The 13,771-nt window shown below is 45.0% G+C and carries 12 protein-coding genes and 1 riboswitch; of the genes, 7 read left to right on the top strand and 5 right to left on the bottom strand.

The annotated features are described in order from the left end of the window. Positions 1-5: 5 nt before the first annotated feature. A complete protein-coding gene (gene lpxL, locus BCT34_RS17550; RefSeq protein ID WP_076650730.1) occupies positions 6-953 on the top strand; it encodes an LpxL/LpxP family Kdo(2)-lipid IV(A) lauroyl/palmitoleoyl acyltransferase in 948 nt (315 codons plus the stop codon). Between the two features lie 18 nt (positions 954-971). Beyond that, entirely contained in the window at positions 972-1,940 is a 969-nt protein-coding gene (gene lpxM, locus BCT34_RS17555) for a lauroyl-Kdo(2)-lipid IV(A) myristoyltransferase (RefSeq protein WP_076650731.1), read from the top strand. 90 nt (positions 1,941-2,030) lie between these two features. Here lpxM and pyrE read toward each other — a convergent pair whose 3' ends face one another. Further along, on the bottom strand, positions 2,031-2,672 hold the full coding sequence (pyrE, locus tag BCT34_RS17560) for an orotate phosphoribosyltransferase (protein ID WP_026084102.1): 642 nt from the start codon (positions 2,670-2,672) through the stop codon (positions 2,031-2,033). A 230-nt stretch (positions 2,673-2,902) separates the two neighbouring features. After that, a complete protein-coding gene (gene rph, locus BCT34_RS17565; protein WP_019826449.1) occupies positions 2,903-3,619 on the bottom strand; it encodes a ribonuclease PH in 717 nt (238 codons plus the stop codon). 248 nt (positions 3,620-3,867) lie between these two features. Here rph and BCT34_RS17570 point away from each other — a divergent pair, with 248 nt between their 5' ends. Beyond that, positions 3,868-4,734, top strand: coding sequence for a YicC/YloC family endoribonuclease (locus BCT34_RS17570; RefSeq protein WP_076650732.1), 867 nt, complete (start codon positions 3,868-3,870; stop codon positions 4,732-4,734). Positions 4,735-5,033: 299 nt separating this feature from the next. On the opposite strand, the gene BCT34_RS17575 is transcribed toward BCT34_RS17570, so the two are convergent. The 3 genes from BCT34_RS17575 to BCT34_RS17585 all read right to left on the bottom strand — a co-directional run bounded on the left by BCT34_RS17575 (position 5,034) and on the right by BCT34_RS17585 (position 7,546). After that, positions 5,034-5,246: a cold-shock protein gene (locus tag BCT34_RS17575; RefSeq protein WP_017071067.1), complete on the bottom strand. Its 213-nt coding sequence runs from the start codon at positions 5,244-5,246 to the stop codon at positions 5,034-5,036. 312 nt (positions 5,247-5,558) lie between these two features. After that, entirely contained in the window at positions 5,559-5,984 is a 426-nt protein-coding gene (locus tag BCT34_RS17580) for a phosphate-starvation-inducible PsiE family protein (protein WP_017062464.1), read from the bottom strand. A 191-nt stretch (positions 5,985-6,175) separates the two neighbouring features. Next, positions 6,176-7,546: an NCS2 family permease gene (locus BCT34_RS17585; protein WP_017629496.1), complete on the bottom strand. Its 1,371-nt coding sequence runs from the start codon at positions 7,544-7,546 to the stop codon at positions 6,176-6,178. 58 nt (positions 7,547-7,604) lie between these two features. Next, a riboswitch (purine riboswitch) is annotated at positions 7,605-7,704 on the bottom strand. A 301-nt stretch (positions 7,705-8,005) separates the two neighbouring features. Here BCT34_RS17585 and gmk point away from each other — a divergent pair. The 4 genes from gmk (at position 8,006) to recG (ending at position 13,678) form a co-directional block, all read left to right on the top strand. Further along, positions 8,006-8,629 (top strand): guanylate kinase, encoded by a 624-nt coding sequence (gmk, locus tag BCT34_RS17590; RefSeq protein ID WP_076650733.1) that lies wholly within the window; start codon positions 8,006-8,008, stop codon positions 8,627-8,629. A gap of 119 nt (positions 8,630-8,748) precedes the next feature. Then, entirely contained in the window at positions 8,749-9,021 is a 273-nt protein-coding gene (gene rpoZ / locus BCT34_RS17595; protein ID WP_009848003.1) for a DNA-directed RNA polymerase subunit omega, read from the top strand. Positions 9,022-9,060: 39 nt separating this feature from the next. Continuing rightward, on the top strand, positions 9,061-11,187 hold the full coding sequence (gene spoT, locus BCT34_RS17600) for a bifunctional GTP diphosphokinase/guanosine-3',5'-bis pyrophosphate 3'-pyrophosphohydrolase (RefSeq protein ID WP_076650734.1): 2,127 nt from the start codon (positions 9,061-9,063) through the stop codon (positions 11,185-11,187). A 412-nt stretch (positions 11,188-11,599) separates the two neighbouring features. Continuing rightward, a complete protein-coding gene (gene recG / locus BCT34_RS17605) occupies positions 11,600-13,678 on the top strand; it encodes an ATP-dependent DNA helicase RecG (protein WP_076650735.1) in 2,079 nt (692 codons plus the stop codon). Positions 13,679-13,771: the final 93 nt, after the last annotated feature.

Here is a 13,771-nt window from a genome sequence, read left to right on the forward strand (position 1 = left end):
CGACTATGAAAAAAACGACTGTTGAGAAACCAGAATTTACACTTAGCCTCCTTCACCCTAAATACTGGGGAGTATGGTTCGGTTTTGGTTTACTTGCACTAATAGTAAACATACTTCCTTATGCGATACTCTACCGTATCGGTAGAACAATTGGCAAACTAGGGATAAAAGTAGGTAAATCACGAGTAAAAATAGCAGAGCGTAATTTAGAACTGGCGTTTCCAGATATGAATTACGAACAACGCAAAGCGATGGTTGAAGAAAACTTTAAAAACACAGGGATGGCTTTAATTGAAACAGGAATTACATGGTTTTGGCCAACTTGGCGCTTTAAACGAATTTTAATCGCAAAAGATATTCAAGCATTGCAACGATTAACGAATGAGGGAAAAGGAGTGCTTCTCTGTTGTGTACATGCGCTAAATCTTGAGATTACAGCTCGCGCATTTGCCGTACTCGGTTTGCAGGGCTATGGAGCTTACAGGCCTCATAGTAACCCCGCTTATGAGTTTATACAGTTTAGAGGTCGCACTCAAAATGGGAATAGACTTATTTACCGTCGGGACATTAAACAAATGATTCGAGTATTGCGTAAGGGAGAACGATTATTTTATCTCCCAGACCAAGATTACGGCCACAATAAGTCAGTTTTTGTTCCTTTCTTTGCTGTCAATGAAGCATGTACAACGACAGGGACAAGCATTCTTGCCTATACGAGTAAATGCGCCATTGTTCCTGGTTCTGGTTTTCGAAACTCAGAGGGGAAATACGAAATCATAGCTGACAGATCTATAGGCGATAACTATCCTAAAAATGATGAAATTGCAGCAGCGACTTACATGAATAGCTTCATCGAAGAAATAATTATGAGAGCACCTGAACAATGGATGTGGTTACACAAGAGATTTAAGTCTCTTCCAAATCACAGCCAAACCAACTCCCGTTATCAATAAATAAGAGGCTCTGCTTTAATGAGCAACAATGAAACAAAAAACAGTATCGATAACTACCTACATAACCCAACATTTCAATGGTCTTTCTTGCACCCGAAACATTGGGGGACATGGGTAGCAATATTTTTTGGCATCGTATTCGCATTTATTCCACCTAAAGCTCGTGATGGCCTAGCTCGAAAACTATCAACGTTCGTTGTTAAAAAAAATGGTAGGGTTGTAAGACGTTCACAAGTAAACCTCAAGTATTGCTTTCCTAACAAAACGAATGAAGAACGGCAAAAAATCTTAGAAGAAACGTTTGTTAAAGCAGCACAGTATATGCTTGGTTACTCTGAGTTTATCGTGAGGTCAACCAAACATAATCAAAAGCGTGGCGTGATGATAGGTGAAGAGAACTTACTACCACTTCTTGACGCCGGTGATAACGTAATTATTTTAGCCCCACATGCATGGGCTGTAGATTACCCTGCTGTAATGTTGGCTGCGAAAGGGTACAAAGTAACAACAATAATGAAACCACAACGAAACCCAATAGGCGACTGGCTAATGCATGTCCAACGTATGCAGTATGGAGGTAGAATTTTTGCCCGAAGTGCTGGCGTAAAACCTTTTGTGCGTTCAATTAAAGATGGATACTTGGGCTACTGGCTTCCAGATGAAGATCATGGCCCAGTAAATTCTGTTTTTGTCCCCTTCTTTGCAACTGAAAAAGCAACATTAAAAGGTTTTGGTAAGATGGCTCGTTTATCAAAAGCTAAAGTTATTCCTATTCTTCCTGCGTATAACGATAAAACAAGTAAATACGAAGTACATATATTACCTGCAATCGAAAATTTCCCTTCAGGAAATGAAGAAATCGACGCAAGAGCTATGAACCAAGCAATTGAAGAACTTTTGCTCCCTCATCCAGAACAATATATGTGGAATCTACCTTTATTGAAAACACAACGTGATGGTAGCGAAATCTATGACAACTCTCATTAATAAATATTACGCATGATACATAACTAGAGAGGGAGGGGGGATTACCTTGATTTAAATCCCCCTACCCATTCATGTTGGGCCTTACTTACCTTAAATCCCGTACTGAGCGCGGTACGCTTTTACTGCGTCTAGATGTGCTGCATCTGTACCTTTCTCTTCAAGGAAAGTCACAAGGTCAGTTAGGCTAACAATTGAGATGATTGCACAACCGAAATCGCGTTCAACTTCTTGAATTGCAGATAGCTCGCCTTTGCCTTTCTCTTGACGGTCGATAGCAACAAGCACACCCGCTAGATCCGCACCGTTCGCTTGGATGATTTCCATCGACTCACGAATTGCAGTACCTGCAGTGATCACATCATCTACCAGCATGATGCGGCCTTCAAGTGCGCTACCAACTAGATTGCCACCTTCACCGTGGTCTTTCGCTTCTTTACGGTTAAAGCAGTAAGGCGTGTCCACATCGTGGTGATCTGCCAGTGCTACGGCTGTTGTCGTTGCAATTGGGATACCCTTGTATGCAGGGCCAAATAGTACATCAAACTCAATACCTGAATCAGCCAACGCCGCTGCGTAGAAGCGACCTAAGCGTGCTAGGTCACGACCTGTATTAAACAATCCAGCATTGAAGAAGTAAGGGCTCTTACGGCCAGACTTTAAAGTAAACTCACCAAATTTAAGTACTTCTTTCTCTAGTGCAAATTCAATAAATTCACGTTGATATGCTTTCATGCTCATCCTCTAAATTAATTTACTTTCCAATTTCTAACTTCCGATCACTTCGAAAGCTAACGATGATGTATTTTCTAAATAGATAGCTCTACAACAAGGCAGCAAAGTTTTTCAGCCCTATGAGCATAGGGAACCTATGTGATTAGGGTGAAAAATTGTAGCTAACACAGGTGTAGAGTTATATATGACGAAAATAAAAAAATAGCCCCCAAATGGGAGCTATCTAAAAACTATTCTGCTAACGCCGACTTCTGCGCTTCAACAATATCGGCAATGCCCTTATTCGCCAGGGCTAAAAGCTGCATCAGCTCTTCGTGGCTGAACGGTTCGCCTTCTGCGGTGCCTTGAATCTCAATCATCTTACCGTCTTCCGTCATGACAACGTTCATGTCGGTATCGGCTGCTGAGTCTTCAACGTACTCAAGGTCACACAGTGCTTGTGCACCAACGATGCCCACTGAAACTGCCGCTACGTGGCCTTTCATTGGGTTTTTTTTCAGTTTGCCGCTTGCTAGTAGGCTGTTGATAGCATCCGCCATTGCAACGCTTGCACCTGAAATAGACGCAGTACGTGTACCGCCGTCTGCTTGGATAACATCACAATCGACAGTGATCATGATTTCACCCATTACTTTCAGGTCAACAACAGCACGTAGGCTACGCGCGATCAGACGTTGGATTTCCATCGTACGACCACCTTGCTTACCGCTCGCCGCTTCGCGACGGTTACGAGTGTGCGTTGCACGTGGCAGCATGCCGTATTCAGCCGTTACCCAACCCTTTCCTTGACCTTTCAACCAACGCGGTACGTTTTCTTCTACCGTCGCATTACATAGAACTTTAGTGTTGCCGAACTCAACTAATACAGAACCCTCAGCATAAGCTGTGTAGTTACGAGTAATTTTAATTGGACGAATTTGATCTACAGCGCGGTCATTTGGACGCATTGGTATCTACCTTATTAACAGTCTGAAGTGATTTACTATCGAAAGAGTGCATCACCTAAGAAAGGGGTGAGACAGTTTTGATTGGGGCAAGATTATATAGCAGTTTATCGTGCAAATCTATTTGCCGTTCAAAGCTATTTATCACGAAAGGCGATTTATAGTGAAAAGCGACAGGCTTCGAGAGCACACCATATCGTGATACTATGCGTGCGCGTTATTTTCAGAATGATAAAAGACAGGAAAATTCGATGATTTATAGTATGACCGCGTACGCACGCAAAGAAGTAAAAGGCGATTGGGGCAGCGCAGTATGGGAAATCCGTAGTGTAAACCAACGCTACCTAGAAACTTACTTCCGTATGCCTGAACAGTTCCGTGGTTTGGAGCCTATCCTACGTGAGCGCTTCCGTAAGCGCCTAGCGCGCGGCAAAGTAGAATGTAACCTACGCTTTGAAGCAAACCCTGCGGCAAAGGGCGAGCTAAGCATCAACGAAGGTTTGGCTCAGCAAGTAATCAATGCTGCGAACCAAGTTATGACGATGACAGGTGAAGACAGCCGTCTGAACCCATTCCAAGTGATGAACTGGCCTGGCGTGATGGAAACGCCAGAGCAAGACATGGATGCTATTAACAAAGACCTACTAGAAGCGTTCAACGATGCAATCGCAGAGTTCATTGACGCTCGTGCTCGTGAAGGTGAGAACATGAAGGCGCTAATCGTAACGCGCTTAGATGCGATCACTGAAGAAGTAGTTAAAGTTCGTACACGCATGCCTGAGATCCTAGAGTGGCAACGTGAGCGTCTTCTTACCAAGTTTGAAGATGCAAAAATTGAGCTTGAAGGTTCTCGCGTTGAGCAAGAGCTTATCTTACTTGCGCAAAAGTCAGACGTAGCAGAAGAGCTAGACCGTCTAGACTCTCACGTGAAAGAAGCGAATGTCGTATTGAAGAAAGGTGGCGCTTGTGGCCGTAAGCTAGACTTCATGATGCAAGAGTTCAACCGTGAATCAAACACGCTAGCGTCTAAGTCTATCAGCACAGACATCACAGCATCAGGCGTAGAGCTTAAAGTTCTTATCGAACAGATGCGTGAGCAAATTCAGAATATTGAATAACAGTCTGCTAAAAGCAGTCTTGATTAACTAAAAATGAGCTCCTAGTTGTAGGGGCTTTTTTTATGGATGCAGTAATGACAATCAGGATTAGTCAGTAAGCAGGTTATTACGCGGAGGTTTACTTAGAACAAAAAATAGATACAGCTATAGATAAAATAGAGCGGATGTACAAAAGGATTTAAAGATATTTTGAGGAGGTCTTGCAAGTCGAGAAGAGTGTTACGGTAAAACAGAGGGGAAACAGATTTGAGGGAGAAAGTGACGCAAGTTGCTGCTGCAACCTGCGCCGACTTAAAATCTTATAGAGCTACAACGTTTGCAGCTTGAAGACCTTTTTGGCCTTGCTCTACTTCGAAAGACACTTGTTGGCCTTCTTTAAGAGTCTTGAAACCTTCAGAAGCGATTGCACGGAAGTGTACGAATACGTCAGCGCCGCCGTTGTCTTGAGTTAGGAAACCGAAGCCTTTCTCTTCGTTAAACCATTTTACTACGCCGTTTACTTTGTTAGACATGATGTGTCCCTTATATAAAAATAAAAAATTAATCGCCAAAAAGTGCGATGCGCTGAAAGCTTGAATTATTTAATGTATCTATGAAGCTAAGGGAAACACTGAGAATAACAATGAAGCAATACTAAGGGTTTTACTTTACAACTGGATGTTTCATTTAATAACCCTGAAAACAGAGCCAGGCCATTCTTGGTGATCTGGGCCTGCTTGTAAAGCGTTATTTGGATAATTTGATGTTTTTTTGTTCAACTGGCTTAGATTAAAAGCCCAACGATATCGTTGGGCTTCATTTATAAAACTTTAACCTTCAAAGTGTTACTCATCTGGCTGCTTGGTTCGAAGATCGACATACGGCCAATAATGGTGCCCAACACGGATCAACAGTGTTGCAGCAGCTAAGATAAATGCCGCTAACGATAGCCAAACGATCAAAACCGCATCGAGCTCTTTCATACCCAAAGTGATGTAACGAGCAATCGCCATCATCGCGATATAGATTGGGTATCGCACTGGGATCTTACCGTTCATCACAAACTGCTGAACCATGGCCAACACTTCTAAGTAGATGAACATCAACAGGATATCGGTCAGTTGCACTCGGCGTTCAGCGAAGACATGCATGAACTCTTCGACCATCGCAAACAAGGTCGCGAGCGTGATCGCCACCAGCAATACCGCTTCCATAATGTGGAATACTTTTAAAAACGGCTTACTAAAAGATTTAGGTAAGTGAGAAGGCATAGTCACTCTTCAAAAAATAATTAATCCAGTCTCTACAATAGCATGCATCAATATAAGTCGCGTACTCTCAAAGCATTAACGCCATCAATTGCATTCGCTCAGAGAAGCAACAGATACAAAAATGGCCCCACATTCACTGCAGAGCCATCTATTTGTCTTTTACTTAGCGACTTCTTAGTAGCTAATGAGCCTTATAGCAGAATCAGATAAGTTAAGAACACCACACACAGTCCATAGATAAGCGGGTGTACTTCTTTGCGCTTACCTGCCACAACCATTGTGAATGCGTAGCTGATGAAGCCCATCGCCATACCGTTCGCCGGAGAGAAGCTTAGCACTGTGAACATGATGGTAAAGAAGGCTGCAATGCGTGACTCTTTCTTCTCCCAGTTAATCTGACCCAGGCGACCTACCATGTAAATGCCTACTACTACCATCGCCGGTGCAACCATCGCAGCCGAGAAGATAGAGAAGATTGGGTATAGGAATAGCGAGATTAGGAACAGACCAGCCACCATGACTGCCGCTAAGCCCGTTTTCGCACCTTGAGAAGAAGCAATACCAGATTCAGAGAAAGCAGTGATCGATGTAGTACCAAGAATCGAACCAATCACTGTACCACCCGCATCCGCCACTAGAGCTGACTTCGCGTTAGGCACCTTGCCATCTTTATCAATGATGCCCGCATCGCGACCTACACCAACAATCGTACTTAAACCATCGAAGAAATCGACAATCAAAAAGATAAGCACGATGAACAATAGGTCGAACATTTTCTCAGGCGTGAAAGCAGAGAAATCAAAGATAGCGCCGAAGCTGCCTGCCATGCTCGGTGGCATCGCAACTAGCTGCTCTGGGATTGGCGCGTTTGATGTGCCCATGAATACGTCAGCAAGGATCGTCAACACGATAGCCGAAACGAACGAGATGAACGTTGCTAGCTTGATGTCGCGAACCATACAACCTAATGCAATAAAGATGCTCACGTAAGCGATGATCACTTTTGGATCGGAAATGTCACCTAAGCCAACCAGTACAAATGGGTTAGAAACGATGATGCCAGCATTCTTAAGACCTAAGAAAGCGATGAACAACCCGAGAGATACGGTAATCGCCAACTTCAAATCTTCAGGAATCGACTCAATCATCGATTTACGAATATTGGTTAGCGAGAACGCAAGATACAGGATACCTGACAAGAAGATGCCGAATAGCGCTTCATTCCAAAGTACCGCGACTGAACCACTTAATAACAAGCCTTTGAAAAAGCCGTTCATGCTCATGCCCGGTGCAAGCATAACTGGGTAGTTGCCCCAAATGCCCATGATTAGGGTTGCAATAGCCGCAGACAGAGCCGTTGCAGTAAACACGGCACCTTTGTCCATGCCTGGAATATCACCCAAAATAGCTGGGTTAACCGCCAGAATGTAGCTCATTGCCAAGAAAGTAATGAAACCCGCGTACAGCTCAGTGCCAATCGTGGTTTTTCTTTCAGTGATTTTAAACATCGAATCAAGCGAGCCAGAGGTGTTCTGGGCTTTCAGGGTGGAATCGGTACTCACAACAAAACCTTTGCAATAAATTAAGAATTTGGTGATTCAAATGCTGTGAGGATAGAGAGGTCTCTACACTAAAAACTGTAGTCACCAAGGTAGGCTCGGTAGTAGAAACATCTAGTCCATATCACTAGATATATACAGCATTTAATCGTTTGCGCGGATTGTAAGGATTGAGATTAAAACTTCAACAAATTTTGTCCAGATCACATAAAAAAGTGCAGCTGATGAGTTATTACATTTCTACAAAGATCCTTGAGAAGATCATTCGCTAATAAATAACGATCAAGCCAGTTGTTCTCAATCATCTAAATATGCTACTCTTCGCCTCCATTTTTCTGACCTAATTTTCACCAGTTACCGCTTAATACGCGCAATCACCGGAACACAATTAGAGTCAGTGCTATCTTTTATAGTGTCGGTTTATCGCCTTCACTCAATCCAACCAACAGTGGAAATATACAGATGGGCAAAGGTACTCTTTACATCGTATCTGCACCTAGTGGCGCAGGTAAGTCGAGCTTGATCTCAGCAATGCTAGAAACCAATCCAACCTACGCAATGAAGGTATCTGTTTCACACACCACTCGCGGTATGCGCCCTGGTGAAGAAAATGGTGTTCACTACCACTTCGTAGAGAAGCATCACTTCGAAGATCTCATCAAGAAGAATGAATTCCTAGAGTACGCTGAAGTATTCGGCAACTACTACGGTACTTCACGCGTTTGGATTGAAGAAAACCTAGACCGCGGTATCGATGTATTCCTCGATATTGACTGGCAAGGTGCTCGTCAGATCCGTGAACAGATGCCTCAAGCGAAGAGTGTATTCATTCTTCCACCATCAAATGGTGAGCTAGAGCGTCGTCTAAATGTTCGTGGTCAAGACAGCGACGAAGTTATTGCGAAACGCATGAGCGAAGCAAAGTCTGAAATTTCTCACTACAGTGAGTACGACTATGTAATCGTGAATGATGACTTTGATGCAGCCCTAATGGACTTCAGAGCAATCATTCGTGCGGAGCGTTTGAAAGAAGATAAGCAAGCAGCTAAATACAGCGGCATGCTTACTGCTTTATTGGCGGAATAATCTAGATCCCCTAGATTTTCCATTGAGATAAGTATACGGTGATCTAGAAAGTCTCTAGTTAAACTTGTATACTTTCTCGTCATCAAAAATTTATTAGTTAATTACTATTTGGAGTCCTCATGGCACGCGTAACTGTTCAAGACGCTGTTGAAAAAGTTGGCAACCGTTTCGACCTAGTTCTTATTGCGGCTCGCCGCGCACGTCAAATGCAAACTGGCGGTAAAGATTCACTAGTGCCTGAAGAAAACGATAAGCCAACGGTTATCGCTCTTCGCGAAATCGAAGAAGGTCTTATCACTAAAGACGTACTAGATGCTCGTGAACGTCAAGAGCAACAAGAGCAAGAAGCGGCTGAACTTGCAGCAGTAAGCAGCATCGCTCACACTCGATAAGAACGTCATTCGAACTAATTAACCTTCCGGGCCTTTAATTTGTATCTATTCGATAGCCTCAAAGACGTTGCCCAAGAATACCTAACAGAGCCTCAAATTGAGGCTCTGCGTCAATCTTATGTGGTAGCGAGAGACGCCCATGAAGGGCAAACCCGCTCAAGCGGTGAACCATACATTATCCACCCTGTAGCTGTTTCAAGAATCCTGGCAGAAATGCGTCTGGATATCGAAACCCTACAAGCTGCTCTACTTCATGATGTGATTGAAGACTGTGATGTCACTAAAGAAGATCTAGAGGAAAAATTTGGCAATACCGTTGCTGAATTGGTTGATGGTGTATCTAAGCTGGATAAGCTTAAATTTCGTGATCGCAAAGAAGCGCAAGCAGAGAACTTCCGTAAGATGGTTCTCGCCATGGTGCAAGACATCCGCGTTATCTTGATCAAATTAGCTGACCGAACTCACAACATGCGTACGCTTGGGGCGCTTCGTCCTGACAAAAAGCGTCGTATTGCTCGTGAAACCCTAGAGATCTATTCTCCACTAGCTCACCGTCTTGGTATTCATAACATCAAGACCGAACTAGAAGAGCTGGGCTTCGAAGCCCTCTACCCTAACCGTTATCGCGTACTAAAAAACGTAGTGAAAGCTGCGCGTGGTAACCGTAAGGAAATGATCCAACGTATCCATAGCGAAATCGAAGGCCGCCTTGAAGAAGTCGGTTTGCCTGCTCGCGTACTTGGTCGTGAAAAGAACCTGTTCTCCATCTATAACAAGATGAAAACTAAAGAACAGCGCTTCCACACCATCATGGACATCTACGCTTTCCGCGTGGTGGTTGATACACCAGATACTTGTTATCGCGTACTTGGTCAGGCTCACAGCCTGTACAAACCTCGCCCTGGCCGCATGAAAGATTACATTGCGGTACCAAAAGCCAACGGCTACCAATCTCTGCACACGTCAATGATCGGCCCTCATGGGGTGCCAGTTGAAGTTCAGATCCGTACTGAAGATATGGATCAAATGGCAGACAAAGGTGTCGCGGCGCACTGGTCTTATAAAGGCAATGGCTCACGCAGCAGTAATGGCACAACCGCACAGGTTAAAGCACAACGTTGGATGCAGAGCTTACTTGAACTGCAACAAAGCGCGGGTAACTCATTCGAATTCATTGAAAACGTTAAATCTGATCTGTTCCCAGATGAGATCTTCGTGTTCACGCCGAAGGGTCGCATTGTCGAACTTCCTGCTGGCGCGACAGCGGTCGATTTTGCTTACGCGGTGCACACCGATGTCGGCAACATGTGTGTAGGTGCTCGTGTCGACATGAACCCTTACCCACTGAGTAAATCGCTGAAGAACGGTCAAACTATTGAGATCATCAGTGCTCCGGGCGCACGTCCGAATGCAGCATGGCTCAACTACGTGGTGACATCACGTGCGCGTACTAAGATCCGTCAGGTTCTGAAAACTATGCGTCGTGAAGAATCGATTACCCTTGGTCGTCGTCTACTGAACCACGCACTTGGCGAACACTCGATTGGTGATATCGGCCAAGAGAACGTTGAACATGTGTTATCTGACTTACGTCTCGACAACGTTGAAGACTTGCTAGCGTCAATTGGTCTTGGTGAGCTGATGAGTATCGTTATTGCTCGTCGACTGCTTGGTGATGCTGACGAACTGACAGAAGTAGAAAACAACAGCGACACGCCTAGGAAGAAGCTTCCGATCCGTGGTGCTGAAGGTCTACTACTGACATTCGCCAACTGTTGTCACCCGATTCCAGATGATCACATCATTGCCCATGTATCTCCAGGTCGTGGTCTTGTGGTTCACCGTGAAACGTGTCCAAACGTTCGTGGTTACCAAAAAGAACCAGACAGATACATGGCGGTTGAATGGTCTGACGATTACGAGCAAGAGTTCACTGCTGAACTTCAGGTTGATCTGCAGAACCACCAAGGTGCACTGGCTGAGTTAACTAACGTTATCTCGAAAACAGGCTCTAACATCCACGGTATTTCAACTGAAGAACGTGATGGACGCTTGTACACAGTGACAATCTTGCTGACCACCAAAGATCGTGTTCACCTTGCGAGCATTATGAAGAAGTTGCGTGTGATGCCACACGCGCTGAAAGTAAGACGTCGTAAGAACTGATCCAAGAGCAGATGAGGGATTCGAGATGGCGAGATACGAAGACCAAAAGACTTCGTGACTCACTATCTTGGCTCCACATCTGCTTTTAGTTTTTTCGAATCTCGATAAATAAAGCAGATGAGAGATACGAGTCTTGAGATGCGAAGAGCAAAAGCTTTTCACCACTCAACCTTTCGTATTTTGAGTCTGCTTTAATTTTATGTATTGCTTTAATCATTCCATATCCCATTCACTCACTCCCGATATCTGCTCTTAATCCCTTCGTATCCCGTTTACCCGCATCCCGTATCCGCCCTTGATCTCTTCGAATCTCGTTTACTCGCATCCCGTATCTGCTTCTAAGCTTTACCCTGTACAAAAATCCAGTAAAATGCTTGAATAGATCATCTTTCTTACGTTTATGAGCCTTGTTATGTCACAGCTTTTATCTGCTATCCCTCTCAACTCTTTATCTGGAGTCGGCGCAAAAGTCGCAGAGAAACTGGAAAAGGTTGGGCTTAACAATGTGCAAGACCTGCTGTTTCACCTGCCTTTGCGCTATGAAGATCGAACTCGCATCTACCCAATCGTAAAACTGCACGCGGGCTTATGGGCTGCAGTGCAAGGCAAGGTAATGCACGTCGATACCATTTTCGGTAAACGTAAGATGTTGGCGGTAAAGATAAGTGACGGTAACGGCACCATTACGCTACGCTTTTTCAACTTTACCGCAGGCATGAAGAACAACTTTGCCGAAGGCAAACAAGTCCATGCCTACGGTGAAATCAAGCGCGGTAACATGGGGCTAGAGATTGTCCACCCCGACTACAAATTCTTTGCACCAAGGCAGCAACCAGATGTTGAAGCTAACTTAACTCCAGTCTATCCAACCACCGAAGGGTTGAGACAAGTCACGCTGCGCAACCTGACTGACCAAGCGTTAGAACTTATCGACAAAGCAGCCGTCAATGAGTTGCTACCATCTGGCCTATACGATCACCAAATCACCCTCGCACAAGCACTGCATACCATTCATAGGCCACCTCCGGGCATCGACCTAGAGCTGTTTGATGAAGGTAAGCACCCTGCACAGCTGCGCCTGATTATGGAAGAGCTACTGGCTCAAAACCTATCTATGTTGTCTGTTCGCAGTAAAGGCCAACAAGACAAGGCGATGCCATTTCCTCCAGTGAATACCCTGAAAGATAAACTACTGGCTCAGCTACCATTCTCACCAACCAATGCTCAGGCGCGTGTAACCCAAGAGATCGAGGCTGACTTGGAAAAGCCGCACCCAATGATGCGTTTAGTTCAGGGCGATGTAGGCTCAGGTAAAACCTTGGTCGCAGCACTGGCAGCTGTTCGCGCACTAGAACATGGCCAACAAGTGGCACTGATGGCACCAACCGAACTATTAGCAGAGCAGCACGCAATCAACTTTGCCAACTGGTTTGAAGCAATGGGCATTCAAGTGGGTTGGCTTGCAGGTAAACTCAAAGGCAAAACGCGCGAGACTGAGCTAGCGCGTATTGCCAGCGGCGAAGCGCAAATGGTGGTCGGCACGCATGCTCTATTCCAAGAACACGTCGAGTTCAAAAACCTTGGCTTAGTAATCATTGATGAGCAACACCGATTTGGTGTCCACCAGCGATTAGAGCTGCGTGAGAAAGGCGCTAAGCAGGGCTACTACCCTCACCAATTAGTAATGACGGCAACGCCAATTCCAAGAACGCTAGCAATGACCGCCTATGCCGATCTCGAAACTTCGATTATTGATGAGTTGCCACCGGGTCGCGCACCGATTCAAACCGTGGCGATTCCAGATACCAAACGCGATGACATTGTCGAACGAGTGAAAAATGCGTGTCTCAATGAGGGCAAGCAAGCTTACTGGGTGTGTACGCTGATTGATGAGTCCGAAGTATTGGAAGCTCAAGCTGCGGCTGATACTGCGGAAGAGCTGCAACGCAAACTGCCCGACGTGAAAATTGGCCTCGTGCACGGCAGAATGAAACCTGCCGAGAAACAAGCGGTGATGCAGGAATTTAAGGAGAACAAACTACATCTGTTGGTCGCGACAACTGTGATTGAAGTGGGTGTGGATGTACCTAATTCGAGCTTAATGATCATCGAAAACCCAGAGCGTCTTGGTCTAGCGCAACTGCACCAACTGAGAGGCCGTGTCGGCCGAGGTTCGGTCGCTAGTCATTGTGTATTGTTGTATCACTCACCGCTGTCTAAAACCGCTCAGAAACGCTTAGGTGTGCTACGCGAAAGTAATGATGGTTTTGTGATTGCTCAGCGAGATTTAGAAATTCGAGGACCCGGAGAACTGCTTGGCACTAAGCAGACGGGCTTAGCAGACTTTAAGATTGCTGACTTAGTGCGAGACCAACGTTTGATCCCTGAGGTGCAGCGTATCGCGCGTCATATTCACGATAGCTACCCAGACAACGCCAAGGCGATCATCAACCGCTGGTTGGGTGAACGCGATGTTTATTCCAAAGCTTAATTAGACAAGATACCATCGCCCAGAACGTAGAAAGGCTTCCCTCAAGGAAGCCTTTTTGACATCAATGGTAGCTCAATACTCGAAGGTCTTTAC

It is taken from the genome of Vibrio sp. 10N.261.45.E2 (assembly GCF_002875705.1).
Lineage (GTDB): Bacteria > Pseudomonadota > Gammaproteobacteria > Enterobacterales > Vibrionaceae > Vibrio.

Coding starts and splice junctions, on each gene's coding strand:
- lpxL (WP_076650730.1), top strand. CDS start 6: ATGAAAAAAACGACTGTTGAGAAACCAGAATTTACACTTAGCCTCCTT.
- lpxM (WP_076650731.1), top strand. CDS start 972: ATGAGCAACAATGAAACAAAAAACAGTATCGATAACTACCTACATAAC.
- pyrE (WP_026084102.1), bottom strand. CDS start 2,672: ATGAAAGCATATCAACGTGAATTTATTGAATTTGCACTAGAGAAAGAA.
- rph (WP_019826449.1), bottom strand. CDS start 3,619: ATGCGTCCAAATGACCGCGCTGTAGATCAAATTCGTCCAATTAAAATT.
- BCT34_RS17570 (WP_076650732.1), top strand. CDS start 3,868: ATGATTTATAGTATGACCGCGTACGCACGCAAAGAAGTAAAAGGCGAT.
- BCT34_RS17575 (WP_017071067.1), bottom strand. CDS start 5,246: ATGTCTAACAAAGTAAACGGCGTAGTAAAATGGTTTAACGAAGAGAAA.
- BCT34_RS17580 (WP_017062464.1), bottom strand. CDS start 5,984: ATGCCTTCTCACTTACCTAAATCTTTTAGTAAGCCGTTTTTAAAAGTA.
- gmk (WP_076650733.1), top strand. CDS start 8,006: ATGGGCAAAGGTACTCTTTACATCGTATCTGCACCTAGTGGCGCAGGT.
- rpoZ (WP_009848003.1), top strand. CDS start 8,749: ATGGCACGCGTAACTGTTCAAGACGCTGTTGAAAAAGTTGGCAACCGT.
- recG (WP_076650735.1), top strand. CDS start 11,600: ATGTCACAGCTTTTATCTGCTATCCCTCTCAACTCTTTATCTGGAGTC.